Here is a 12,246-nt window from a genome sequence, read left to right as displayed (position 1 = left end):
CCCGCGGGGCGGCGTTTTCGTGTCTGGCGATCAGCCATCAGTCATCAGACGCTGACGTTCAGGGTCACATCGATGTTGCCACGCGTCGCGTTGGAGTACGGGCACACCTGGTGCGCCTTCTCGACCAGCGCATCCGCCTCGGCCTTGTCCATGCCCGGCAGGCTGATATCCAGCGCCACCTCGATACCGAAACCGGCCGGAATCTGGCCGATGCCCACCTTGCCGGTGATCTCCAGGCCTTCCGGCAGTGTCACGCCGTCAGTGCTGGCCACGTGCTTCATGGCACCTATGAAGCAGGCAGAGTAACCCGCCGCGAACAGCTGCTCCGGGTTGGTACCTTCACCGCCACCACCGCCCAGCTCCTTCGGCGTGCTCAGGGTGACATCCAGCGCCCCATCGGAAGAACGCGACTTGCCCTCACGACCCCCAGTGGTAGTGGCTTCTGCACGGTACAGCACTTGTTCGATAGACATGCCTGACTCCTTGAGCGGAAAAGCCCTCAGTCGAGGGGTGGAAACAAGATGGTGGCTCTGAAAGAAAAATCAAGGTTACATTAGGATAGGTTTTTAAGTTAACTTTGCTAATCTAAGCAGTCTAATTTTGATTTCAAATTAATTATTTCAGGTAAAGTGTTATGCCGCTTATACAAGATATAGAGAGATTTTTGAGTAGCTGGAAGGATGCTTGTAAAGAAACATTTACTAATCACGCGATTGCTGAACTATTTAAAGTTGATATAGGTGGTCGAGTTAAGACCTTTGTTCATACAAAGCACCCAGATTTTATTGTCAAGGCTAGTGTTGGTGCTGGTAATTGGGCAAATGTACCTTGGATTTCGATGCTAAATCCGAGAATAACCACTAGCACTAAAGATGGGGTATATCCAGTATATCTTTTTAAAGCTGATGGTTCCGGCTTTTATTTGTCACTTAATCAAGGCACGACTAACCCGAAAGATAAGTATGGTAAGGTTGTTTCAGAGAAAAGGTCTGAAGTTATCGTACAGCATATTCGAAATGAAATACCCGAACTAATAGATTGGGAAAATGTAGATTATGTACAGCTAAATGCTTCCACCAGTCTTGGGAAATCATATGAAAAGCCAAATATTGCCGCTAAATTTTATGCATTTGATAATCTTCCCGAAGAAGAAGAGCTTTTTAATGATCTTACCGAATTGTTGTACTATTATAAGCGAGTTGAGACGTTATCTATTCTTGACAGCATTGATACCAAGTTGAGTGAAGTCAATGACTCTAAGCAGCTCGGTTTTAATACAAATAATGTAGACGAGCCAGATAATGTTGGCTTATCTGTGAACTTCACTCCTGATATATTTATTTATAAACCGTTTCTCTTGCTTGCTGGTATTTCAGGAACAGGAAAAACTAGATTTGTGCGTAAACAAGCAGAGGCAACTGGGTCACTAGCTGATACTTATTGTTTAAGCTCTGTACGCCCAGACTGGCATGAGCCAAGTGATCTTCTAGGATACATATCTCGCCTTAATGGAACGCCGCAGTTTGTAGTTACAGATGTGCTATTTTTCATAGTTAAAGCATGGCGTGAAATATTTTCTGCAAAAGTAAAGTTTGAAGTATCAAAAAACGGCCAGTTAGAGGTTATCGGTGATAACAAAGACCTTGGCTTAATTAGACCCTATTGGCTTTGCCTTGATGAGATGAATTTAGCACCAGTAGAGCAGTATTTTGCTGATTATCTTTCAATATTAGAGACACGTTCATGGTCATGGAGGGGCGGGTCATTCTCATATAGTAGCGACCCGTTACTCAAGTCATCTACAATATCTCAATTAGGAGAAGACTCCACATTAAGAGAAGATCTTGGGCTTCAAGGCTCTACCTACGATATGGCATGGGAGATGTTTGAGCAGTATGGCATCGGAATACCTTTCAACTTAATCGTTGCAGGCACGGTTAATATGGATGAAACAACCCATGGCTTTTCTAGGAAAGTGATAGACAGAGCGATTAGTTTTGATTTTGGCGCTTTTTTTCCAAATAGCTTTGATGAATTCTTTTCACCTACCATTCAAAATAAAGCTTTGAGCTATCCGCTACAGGCACAAGTAAGTCAATTAGACTTGGAATCAACTTGTGATCGTAATGGTGAAAAAAGTATTGTGTTTTTGAAGGCGATTAATGAAAGCTTGGAAAGTACGCCTTTCGAGCTGGCGTATCGTGCGCTTAATGAGTTGTTATTAGCAGTTGTTTGTGCGCAGCCACAAGACGATAAAAGTCTGATAGCGATGTGGGATGATTTTATGATGTGCAAGGTGCTTCCTCGCATTGAGGGAGATAGTGATAAACTTACAACTGCAGGAGGGGAAGAGATACTAATAAAGCTGAAAGCTGTGCTGCAGAGTCAGTTCGCATCTATTTTGAATCGAAGCGATAGCAATTTAATTCAGCGGCCAGATCTTTATCGGGAAAAAATAATAACAGATAGTAATAGCGAAAAGACATTAAATATCCCATGTCGCTCTATAAGCAAACTGGAGTGGATGCAGCAAAGATTAGTTAGCGCTACCTTCACCAGCTTCTGGCCTTGATCTTCTGCTTATAGTGGCAATAGACAATATGGAGGTCTAGCTATGCCAGAGTTATTTCGATTACAAACTCCTGATTACGAGTTTTCAGTCTGGTCTAGTGATATTAGTCAGCGTGTCAAAATGTATAATACCACTATGGCTAGAAATTCTAGTTCGACCACTAGTAGTTCTAATGGGGATTGGAAGGAGAATAATGTTTCTGCGGTACTTACAGAGGATATGTCGACTCCTAGTTACCAGTTACGCTTTTCACCTGAAATCGAGCTTGTTGATTTTCATTTAGAACCAAGTTCAAACCTGGTGAATACAAGTACTTCTGTGGCAACAGAGCTATCCACAAATGTTTTAGGACCTAAAAAGAAAGATAATATATTATTAAGTTCACCAATTTTTTTTGAGAATACCCAATATCAGTTTGAGTGGGTTTTCTTTTCTAAAGTGACGTTTGCATGCATAAAGCACCGTAGTCAAAATGTTAATGACACCTTTCGATTCTCAAAGCAACGAGGGCCAATGCCGGCTCGTTTGACAGGAACTATAAATACTGGGAACGATATAGGATGGATGCGCTTGCCTTTATCTTTTGAAATTGAAGGCAAGATCTATCTACAAAATATCGCGTTCGAAGTGCTGCCAGTCAAGATGATGTTGCATCGTGATCTCCCATGTATGTATCGAGCGATTGATTCTATTTATCCGTTGTGGCGTTTCAGCCTTGTAGAAAAAACTGAGCAAGATACAGCGCTAGGGAATCAGCGAGGTCATTTCCCTTTAATGTGGCTAGCGAATTTTGCTGCTTTAAGGTTACGTTTTGAGCAGGGACTCAAAGTGGTTTGTGCAGCACCCCATAGTCGCCTGCAGTCGCATATTGATAGTATCAAGGCTTCAAAGTTAAAGGGACGTCTTCCTAGAAAGCTAGCTGAGCGCGTGAAACAGGATTTTTCTTCTGGGCAATATGATAAGCGATATAGAGTGAGTAAAAAAAGGCTTAGTGTTGATACTCCCGAAAACAGGTTTATCAAGATGGCGGTAAGCCAAAGTAAGCGAAAACTAGCAAATTTCGAAAACAAGTTGCGCGCTAATAATAGTGCGCCTGAGAACCAGCGGTTATCAAATTATTTTTTAGATGAGCTACATTGCTGGCAGAAGCCTTTAAATAAAGTATTAACTCAAAGCTTTATTAGCGAGGTCGGCTCTTTCTCTGGAATGACTCGAGAGTCATTGGTGCTACAACAAAAAACTGGTTATAGTGCAGTTTATCGAGTCTGGCAAGAGTTGAAATACTATCTCGATGCCTTTGACAGTCAATCTAGTATGTCTATGAAGTCGGTGTCTGAGATTTATGAGGTATGGTGTTTTTTATGCCTGAAGAAAATTCTTGAAGATGAGCTTGGTTTTAATGTGGTTGATAGTGAATTAATAAGTTTAGCTCAAAATGATTATTTTGAGTATCAATTAAGAGATGGATTTGCAGGCGCCTTTTGTTTCAAGCGAAGTGATGGTGTAACAGCGAGGTTGGCTCATGAGCCAAAGTTCACCAAAAAAGGCAAAGACATACGTTCCTATCTGGTGAGCCAGGAACCCGATATTGTATTAGAAGTCACGATCCCAGGGGATAATCAATCGGAAGAGGCACAAAAGTTTATTTGGATATTTGATGCGAAGTACCGCATAAAGAATTATAAGGGACGTTATGATGATCAGTCTGAAGATGTCGACAATATAGACCGAGTGCCAGATGATGCAATCAATCAGATGCACCGATATCGTGACGCGTTAATCCGCTTAACTGATCCCAATAAAAAAAGTGATAAGTTTGATGCTTCTTATCTAGTGAGAAAAAGTCGTCCCGTTTTTGGAGCATTTGCTCTTTATCCTGGATTTTTTGATCAGAAAGCACATGATAATCCATATGCTCGTGCGATTGAGGAGGTTGGGATCGGGGCTTTTGCATTGCTTCCTAGTCAAGCTGAGGCGAAGTATTGTGGGCATCAATGGTTATTGGAATTTCTAAGGGCTCAAATTGGTGTAGCCCCTTCGGTAGAAATGACTAAATATTCCTCCTCAAGTATAAAAGAAAATCTATATGTACAAGAGGCTTCACGTATACCCTATTCTGGTATGCAGCAAGTACTATATTCAGATTTAACAATGACAGTAGCATTAAGTGGTAAGCGTAAGCGAGATAATGGCTACTTTGAGGCATTTGAACAAGGGGTTGCGCGCTGGTATCACATGCCGCAAAGTACTTTCTTGGGTAAATTTAAGCAGCATGTTGTAGAAGAAATTCGCTACCTGGCTTTGGCATCTACATCTGATGTCCAAACTAGCACCAAAAAAATAGATAAGCTTTGGCCAGTTAAGCGCGTAAGGCTCCTCCCTCGATATGAGATCGACGAAGAGCAGGCTGGAAAAGCTTCTAATGCGTCTGAGCTATATTATTTATTTGAGCTTGGAAAGCCACTTACATTACACGTTCCGGTAACGCGTGTGCCACATCGACCAATAGCTCATTCAATGAAACTCACTACTTTAACTCAGTTAGAGAGCGTAACAACTTTTGCGGATGTAGAGAAAGTTTACAATGAGGCAATGGTGTAACCGTGACTGGCGGAGGCCATGAATAATTTACCTTAAGCTATAAAGGCAGTTTGGCAATGGCATCCGCCAGTTTCTTAATGCTGTTGGCCGCTATCACTCAATATTCTGAATCTGCTCGCGCATCTGCTCGATCAGCACCTTGAGCTCGACGGCGCAGCGGGTGGTGTCGGCGACGACGGACTTGGAGGAGAGGGTGTTGGCTTCGCGGTTGAGTTCCTGCATCAGGAAGTCGAGGCGGCGGCCGATGGGGCCTTTCTGGGTGAGCTGACGACGGACTTCGCCGACGTGGGTGTCGAGGCGGTCGAGTTCTTCGTCGACGTCGGCTTTCTGGGCCATCAGGGTCAGTTCGGCTTCCAGGCGTTGCGGGTCGAGGGTGGCGCGGACTTCTTCGAGACGAGCGAGCAGGTTCTCGCGCTGACGGGCGAGGATGTCGGGCATCAGGCGTCGGACTTCAGCCACATGGGTGTCGACGCCATCGAGGCGTGCGCTGATCAGCTCGGCGAGGCGTTCGCCTTCGCGGGCGCGGCCTTCGATGTGCTCGTCCAGCGCGCGCTTGAACAGGTTGAGGGCATCGGCCTTGATGCGTTCTTGATCGGCGCCTTCGCGCACCAGCACGCCGGGGTAGTCGAGCAGGGCGAGGCGTGAGGGCTGCGGGGCGTCCGGGCAGTGCTGGCCGACTTCGGCGAGCACGCGGCTGAGTTCACCCAGGCGTCTGGCATCGACGGCGAGGCTGTCGGCACCGGCTTCGGCGTCAAAGCGCAGCGAGAGTTCGACCTTGCCGCGGTTGAGGCGCTTGCGCAGGCCTTCGCGGAAGGCACTTTCGAGTTCGCGCAGGCTGTCGGGCAGACGGAAGTGCGGTTCGAGATAGCGCTGGTTCACCGAGCGCAGCTCCAGCGTCAGGGTGCCGTAGTCGGCTTCATGGGTCTGGCGGCTGAAGGCGGTCATGCTGTGGACCATGACGTGCTCCTTGTCGGTTGGCTGTCAGAAGAGAGGCGGTGCATGAGCGACCGCGCTGATAGCCTGAAGTGTACGCGTGCCGCTCTTGAGCGCCCAGTGATCAGGAGCAGGTCTGGCCCGCGCGGCGCGAAGGTCGTCGCCCGTGGCTGCGGCGTGTAGACTCTGGCCTCCCGAATACTGCAACAAGGAATCCCCATGAGCGAAGCCAACGTGACCCGTCCCAGTGGCCGTACCCCGGAGCAGCCGCGCGAGATCCGCCTGACCCGTGAGTTCACTCGTCACGCCGAGGGTTCGGTGCTGGTGGAGTTCGGGGAGACCCGCGTGCTGTGCACCGCCTCTGTCGTGGCGGGCGTGCCGCGCTGGCTGCGCGGTTCCGGCAAGGGCTGGCTGACCGCCGAGTACGGCATGCTGCCGCGTGCGACCCATACCCGTAATGATCGTGAAGCGGCGCGTGGCAAGCAGGGTGGCCGCACGGTGGAGATCCAGCGTCTGATCGGCCGTGCGCTGCGCGCCGCGGTAGATCTCAAGAAGCTGGGCGAATACACCATCACCATCGATTGCGATGTGCTGCAGGCCGATGGCGGCACGCGTACCGCGGCGATCACCGGTGGCTGTGTGGCACTGGTCGATGCGCTGCAGGGCCTGCAGCGTGAGCGCAAGATCAAGACCGACCCGCTGGTGAGTCTGGTCAGCGCCGTGTCGGTCGGCATCTACAAGGGCGTGCCGGTCACCGATCTCGACTACCCCGAAGACAGCAAGGCCGATACCGACATGAATGTCGTGATGGCCGAAGGCAAGGGGCTGATCGAGGTGCAGGGCACGGCCGAAGGCGCGGCCTTCGATCGCGCTGAGCTCAATGCCCTGCTGGATCTCGCCGAGCGTACCGGTGAGCAGCTGTTCGCCGCGCAGCGCGCCGCACTCGGCATGCCGGCCGACGCCTGAGTTCTGCGACACGGCGCTGTGTCATGAGTGCCATGTCATGAGTGCTGTGTCATGAGTGCTGTGTCGTGAGTGTCATGTCATGAGCGCTTGATGCCAGACAGAAAACGCCCCCACCGCTTGCGCGATGGGGGCGTTTTCGTCAGTGCCCGAAGGCACATCATGCGACTGGCAGGGTGGCCCGAGGCCGAACGCTCAAGGGGTGACAGCGTGCATCACAGCTCGAGGTCGTACTCGACGATGACCGGTGCGAACTCGCTGAAGGTGGCATCGGTGTCGATCCAGGCGTCCTTGATATGACGACGCAGGTTCGGGTCGATGACCTGATAGTCGAGGCGCCAGCCTTCCTGACGGGCGCGCGGCTGGTCACTGTCCAGCGCTGGCCACCAGGAGTACTGGTCGGCATCGCGATTGACTTCGCGGAAGGCGTCGATGAAGCCGATCGGGCCGAAGACCTGATCCATCCATGCGCGTTCTTCCGGCTTGAAGCCCGGCGTCATCTGATTGTCGGACCAGTTGGCGAGGTCGACAGTCTTGTGGGCCACATGCCAGGTGCCGCAGATCATGTAATCACGACGCTTGCGGCGCAGCTTGCTGAGGTATTCCTGATACTGCTCCATGAAGGCGCCCTTGGCAGCCGGATCACTTCCGTCAGGCATCAGGAAAGAGCAGATGCTGAAGCGGTCGTAATCGGCCTGCAGGTAGCGGCCTTCGTTATCGCACTGCTCGAAGCCCAGTCCATACATGATGGCCTTGGGAATCTGGCGGCAATAGAGGCCAACCCCTGAGAAGCCGTCTTTTTCGGCGTCCAGGAAGTAGCCTTCGTACCCTTCCGGGTAGAGGATGCTGTCGTCGAGCTCGAAGCTCTTGGCCTTGAGGTTCTGGATGCAGACGACGTCGGCGTCCTGACTGGCAAGCCAGTCGAGGAAGCCGCGGCTGACCGCTTCTCGAATACCATTGACGTTAACTGTAGCGATTTTCATACGTGGTCCCTGGTTCGTCGCGCCTGTATGATACCCGAGCTTTAGACGATTTGGTAAATGGCTAACGAATTCAAAGGTGATATCGGATGCAGGACTACCAGCGGGAGTTCATTGAGTTTGCCATCGAGCAGGACGTGCTGCGGTTTGGCGAGTTTACGCTCAAGTCCGGGCGGGTGAGCCCCTACTTCTTCAATGCTGGTCTATTCCGCTCCGGACAGGCCCTGGCGCGTCTGGGACGCTTCTATGCGCGTGCCATCGTCGAATCAGGCCTGGAGGCCGATGTGCTGTTCGGCCCGGCGTACAAGGGTATCCCGCTGGGTGCCGTGACGGCCGTGGCGCTGGCTGATCATCATGATCGTGACATGCCGTTCACCTTCAATCGCAAGGAAGCCAAGACCCACGGTGAAGGGGGCTCGTTGGTCGGCGCGCCCCTCGAAGGCCGCGTGATGATCATCGACGATGTCATCACCGCCGGCACCGCCATCGGCGAAGTGATGGAGATCATCCACGCCGAGAGTGCCAAGGCGGCGGGCGTCGTGATCGCACTGGACCGTCAGGAGCGCGCTCCCGATGGCCAGGGAGGCCTGAAGGCGAACAGCGCCATTCAGGAAGTGGAGGCACGTTTCTCCATGCCCGTGGTCAGTATCGTGACGCTCGACCAGGTGCTCGAATATCTGGAACAATACGCACAGCAGGAACTGTCTGGGCATGCGGTCGCGATTCGCGACTACCGTGCGCAATACGGTCTCCAGGGCGCCTGAGAGCGTTCATGACCCGCGCAGCATTACCTTCCCAGTCACGTACAGAGGTGCATACATGACAGCTCACCGTAACATTCTCGGCCTTTCGGCAGCCATCCTCGCTGCCAGTCTGTCCGCCCCGGCCATGGCCGGCAACGCTGACCTCAACCTGAATACTGAAGCCGTTCAGGGCGAAATCAATGGCGAGATCGGCAATGGCGTCCAGCTCGGCGGCGGTATCCTGTCCAGCGATGACCACGACGACGTCACGGCCGGTCACGTCCAGCTGCTGGGCACCGAGCGCACCAGTGAATACGACGTGGGCCTCGGCGCACGCTGGAGCCAGTACGACACCGACCACGGTGACGGCGGCGGTCTGGGCCTCGGCGGCTATGGCTACTACTACCTGCCGGGCGCACCGCGCGTCTCGCTGGGTGGCTACGGCTACGTGACTCCGGATGTCGCGACCAGCAACGACCTCGAGCACAGCTACGAATACGGCCTGCGCGCACGGTATCAGGTCATCGACAACGTCGAAGGCTATGTCGGCTACCGCAAGGTGAAGGCCGACTTCGAGAACCGCGACGAACGCACGCTGGATTCCGGCCCGCTGGTCGGCATGCGTCTGCAGTTCTGAGGGGGTTCTCGGCAACGCGTGCTCCGCGTGAGTCACGCATTGCGGTAAGATGGCGGGCCCTTCGGGGCCCGCTTTGCGTTGTCATGGCCAGGTGAGCATCGCCGGCCAGCCCCCTGTTTTCGCCTTCTGCCGCGAGTCTGCTCATGCTCGATATCGTGCTCTATCAGCCCGAGATTCCGCCCAATACCGGCAACATCATCCGGCTGTGTGCCAATACCGGTTACCGCCTGCATCTGATCGAGCCGTTGGGGTTCGAGCTGGATGACAAGCGCCTGCGCCGTGCCGGTCTCGATTATCATGAGTGGGCACGTGTGCAGCGCCATGCCAGCCTCGATGACTTCGTGGCAAGCGTGAAACCTTCGCGGGTCTTCGCGCTCTCGACGCGTGGGCGCACCGCGCCGCACGAGGCCAGCTTCCAGGCCGGTGATGCGCTGGTGTTCGGCCCCGAGACCCGCGGTCTGCCACAGGCGATGCTCGACAGCCTGCCCCGCGAGCAGGTGTTGCGCCTGCCGATGCTGGCCGACAGCCGCAGCATGAACCTGTCGAATGCCGTCGCCGTGGTCGTCTATGAAAGCTGGCGTCAGCTCGATTTCGCCGGCGCCGCAATTCTCGATTGATCAGCCAGCCCTCGATTGATCGGCCAGCCCTCGATTGACCGACCATCGCCCCGCGTGAGATGCATTTCCGCTCCCTTTCTTCGCCCAGCAGGACACCGTGATGACCGAGATCCGTGATCGCCTCGCCAAGCTCAACCCCCGCCAGCAGGAAGCCGTGCGCGCCATCGATGGCCCCTGTCTGGTGCTGGCCGGTGCCGGATCAGGCAAGACCAGCGTGATCACGACCAAGATCGCCTATCTGGTGCAGGAATGCGGCATGAAGGCACGCAACATCGCCGCCGTGACCTTCACCAACAAGGCGGCGCGCGAGATGAAGGAGCGTGTCGGCAAGATGCTCAAGGGCCGCGAGGGCCACGGGCTGATCGTCTCGACCTTCCACACCCTCGGCCTGACCATCATTCGCGGAGAGCTGAAGACGCTGGGCTACAAGCCGGGCTTCTCGCTGTTCGATACCGATGACGCCAAGGTGTTGATCAAGGAGCTGATGCACAAGGAAGCCGACACCGACGCCGAGCAGATCAACGCGGTGCAGAGCCAGATCTCCACCTGGAAGAATGACCTGATCCTGCCCGGGGCGGCGCTGTCGCATGCCGAGGATGAAGACGCCCAGTACGCCGCGGTGATCTACGAGGCCTACAACCGGCACCTCAAGGCCTACAACGCGGTCGACTTCGATGACCTGATCCTGCTGCCGGTGGTGCTGTTCCGTGATCACCCCGAGGTGCTGGCGCGCTGGCAGCGGCGCATCCACTACATGCTGGTCGATGAGTATCAGGACACCAATATCAGCCAGTATCTGCTGGTGAAGATGCTGATGCAGGAGCGCCAGACCTTCACGGTGGTGGGCGATGATGACCAGTCGATCTACGCCTGGCGCGGCGCGCGCCCCGAGAACCTCGTCACCCTCGGTGAGGACTTCCCGCGCCTGAACCTGATCAAGCTGGAGCAGAACTATCGCTCCACCGGTATCATCCTGCGCGCGGCGAACACCCTGATCGCCAACAATCCCCACGTCTACGACAAGACGCTGTGGTCGCAGATGGGCGATGGCGACCCGATCCGTATCATCATGAATCGCAACGAAGAGGCCGAGGCCGAGCGCGTGGCGGGCGAGATTCTCACGCGGCGTATCAAGGAAGGCGCCGAATGGCGTGACTTCGCGGTGCTCTATCGCGGCAACTTCCAGGCGCGCCTGCTGGAGCTGAAGCTGCAGCACTACCAGATTCCCTACAAGCTCTCCGGCGGCACCTCCTTCTTCGGGCGCAACGAGATCAAGGACGCGATGGCCTACCTGCGTCTGCTGATCAATCCGGCAGACGACAACGCCTTCCTGCGTATCGTCAATGTGCCGCGGCGGGAAGTCGGGCCGGGCACGCTGGAGAAGCTGGCCAACTACGCCACCGGGCGTGGTGTATCGCTCTACGCCGCCTGCAGCGAGATGGGCCTGCGCGAGCAGCTGAGCGAGCGTGCGCTGGACCGCCTCGGCCGCTTTACCCACACGCTGGACCGCGTGCGCCGCGAGATGGATGCCGGCCAGTCGATCAGCGCGATCCGCGAGCTGTTCCGCGAGGTGGATTACGAAGGCTGGCTGTATCAGAACGCCAGTGCGCCCAAGATCGCCGAGCGGCGCATGGCCAACGTCTGGATTCTGGTCGATCAGCTCGAGAAGTCGATCAGCGGCAATCCGCAGGAAGAGGTGGAGGAGCTGGAGGGCAGCGAGGCGATGATCGGCGATACCGAGACTGGCGATGTCGCGGCGGCCATCTCACGCCTGGTGCTGCGCGACATTCTCGAGCAGCAGGCCGAGGAAGATGACTCCGACCGCGTGCAGCTGTTGACGCTGCATGCCTCCAAGGGCCTGGAGTTTCCGCATGTCTACGTGCTGGGGCTGGAGGAAGACCTGCTGCCGCACCGCAACTCCATCGAAATGGAAACGGTGGAGGAGGAGCGCCGCCTCGCCTACGTGGGCATCACGCGGGCGCGGCGCACCCTGGTGCTGACGCTGGCGCGCCAGCGCAAGACCTACGGCGAGATGATGGACTGCGTGCCGAGCCGCTTCTTGGATGAGCTGCCGCCGGAAGACCTCGAGTGGGAAGGGCGGGCCGACAAGCCGCAGGATCAGGAGAAGAAAGTAGCCCGCGGGCGGGATGCCATCGCGGGCCTGCGTTCGCTGCTGGGCTGATGTTGATTGTCGGGTACT

The 12,246-nt window shown here is 54.4% G+C and carries 10 protein-coding genes; 7 read left to right on the top strand and 3 right to left on the bottom strand.

The window, feature by feature from the left end; genetic code table 11:
* Positions 1–44 precede the first annotated feature (44 nt).
* Positions 45–473, bottom strand: coding sequence for an organic hydroperoxide resistance protein (locus H2O77_RS17375; protein WP_054556341.1), 429 nt, complete (start codon positions 471–473; stop codon positions 45–47).
* Between the two features lie 161 nt (positions 474–634).
* Here H2O77_RS17375 and H2O77_RS17370 point away from each other — a divergent pair, with 161 nt between their 5' ends.
* Positions 635–2,572 (top strand): DUF3578 domain-containing protein, encoded by a 1,938-nt coding sequence (locus tag H2O77_RS17370; protein WP_215823621.1) that lies wholly within the window; start codon positions 635–637, stop codon positions 2,570–2,572.
* Positions 2,573–2,614: 42 nt separating this feature from the next.
* Positions 2,615–5,173 (top strand): DUF2357 domain-containing protein, encoded by a 2,559-nt coding sequence (locus H2O77_RS17365; RefSeq protein WP_215823620.1) that lies wholly within the window; start codon positions 2,615–2,617, stop codon positions 5,171–5,173.
* Positions 5,174–5,266: 93 nt separating this feature from the next.
* Here H2O77_RS17365 and H2O77_RS17360 read toward each other — a convergent pair whose 3' ends face one another.
* The gene (locus H2O77_RS17360; RefSeq protein ID WP_043331763.1) at positions 5,267–6,130 is read right to left on the bottom strand and encodes a YicC/YloC family endoribonuclease; all 864 of its coding nucleotides are present in this window, start codon (positions 6,128–6,130) and stop codon (positions 5,267–5,269) included.
* Positions 6,131–6,325: 195 nt separating this feature from the next.
* Between H2O77_RS17360 and rph the strand changes: the two genes are divergently transcribed.
* A complete protein-coding gene (gene rph / locus H2O77_RS17355; protein ID WP_043331764.1) occupies positions 6,326–7,072 on the top strand; it encodes a ribonuclease PH in 747 nt (248 codons plus the stop codon).
* Between the two features lie 212 nt (positions 7,073–7,284).
* Here the strand turns inward: rph and H2O77_RS17350 are convergent, their stop codons facing one another.
* Positions 7,285–8,052, bottom strand: coding sequence for an exodeoxyribonuclease III (locus H2O77_RS17350; protein ID WP_043331765.1), 768 nt, complete (start codon positions 8,050–8,052; stop codon positions 7,285–7,287).
* A gap of 86 nt (positions 8,053–8,138) precedes the next feature.
* Between H2O77_RS17350 and pyrE the strand changes: the two genes are divergently transcribed.
* From pyrE to rep, 4 genes are all read left to right on the top strand, one after another.
* A complete protein-coding gene (pyrE, locus tag H2O77_RS17345) occupies positions 8,139–8,813 on the top strand; it encodes an orotate phosphoribosyltransferase (protein WP_107335804.1) in 675 nt (224 codons plus the stop codon).
* A 55-nt stretch (positions 8,814–8,868) separates the two neighbouring features.
* Entirely contained in the window at positions 8,869–9,429 is a 561-nt protein-coding gene (locus H2O77_RS17340) for a YfaZ family outer membrane protein (protein ID WP_043331768.1), read from the top strand.
* Between the two features lie 143 nt (positions 9,430–9,572).
* The gene (gene trmL, locus H2O77_RS17335; RefSeq protein WP_054556337.1) at positions 9,573–10,046 is read left to right on the top strand and encodes a tRNA (uridine(34)/cytosine(34)/5-carboxymethylaminomethyluridine(34)-2'-O)-methyltransferase TrmL; all 474 of its coding nucleotides are present in this window, start codon (positions 9,573–9,575) and stop codon (positions 10,044–10,046) included.
* A gap of 100 nt (positions 10,047–10,146) precedes the next feature.
* The gene (gene rep / locus H2O77_RS17330) at positions 10,147–12,228 is read left to right on the top strand and encodes a DNA helicase Rep (RefSeq protein WP_043331771.1); all 2,082 of its coding nucleotides are present in this window, start codon (positions 10,147–10,149) and stop codon (positions 12,226–12,228) included.
* Positions 12,229–12,246 lie beyond the last annotated feature (18 nt).

Source organism: Cobetia sp. 4B (assembly GCF_018831605.1).
GTDB classification, from domain to species: Bacteria; Pseudomonadota; Gammaproteobacteria; order Pseudomonadales; family Halomonadaceae; genus Cobetia; species Cobetia amphilecti.
This window is presented reverse-complemented; position numbering and strand designations above follow the sequence as displayed.

What these genes read in the sequence shown, in the direction of transcription:
- H2O77_RS17375 (WP_054556341.1), bottom strand. Translation starts at nt 473, where the DNA reads ATGTCTATCGAACAAGTGCTGTACCGTGCAGAAGCCACTACCACTGGG.
- H2O77_RS17370 (WP_215823621.1), top strand. Translation starts at nt 635, where the DNA reads ATGCCGCTTATACAAGATATAGAGAGATTTTTGAGTAGCTGGAAGGAT.
- H2O77_RS17365 (WP_215823620.1), top strand. Translation starts at nt 2,615, where the DNA reads ATGCCAGAGTTATTTCGATTACAAACTCCTGATTACGAGTTTTCAGTC.
- H2O77_RS17360 (WP_043331763.1), bottom strand. Translation starts at nt 6,130, where the DNA reads ATGGTCCACAGCATGACCGCCTTCAGCCGCCAGACCCATGAAGCCGAC.
- rph (WP_043331764.1), top strand. Translation starts at nt 6,326, where the DNA reads ATGAGCGAAGCCAACGTGACCCGTCCCAGTGGCCGTACCCCGGAGCAG.
- H2O77_RS17350 (WP_043331765.1), bottom strand. Translation starts at nt 8,052, where the DNA reads ATGAAAATCGCTACAGTTAACGTCAATGGTATTCGAGAAGCGGTCAGC.
- pyrE (WP_107335804.1), top strand. Translation starts at nt 8,139, where the DNA reads ATGCAGGACTACCAGCGGGAGTTCATTGAGTTTGCCATCGAGCAGGAC.
- H2O77_RS17340 (WP_043331768.1), top strand. Translation starts at nt 8,869, where the DNA reads ATGACAGCTCACCGTAACATTCTCGGCCTTTCGGCAGCCATCCTCGCT.
- trmL (WP_054556337.1), top strand. Translation starts at nt 9,573, where the DNA reads ATGCTCGATATCGTGCTCTATCAGCCCGAGATTCCGCCCAATACCGGC.
- rep (WP_043331771.1), top strand. Translation starts at nt 10,147, where the DNA reads ATGACCGAGATCCGTGATCGCCTCGCCAAGCTCAACCCCCGCCAGCAG.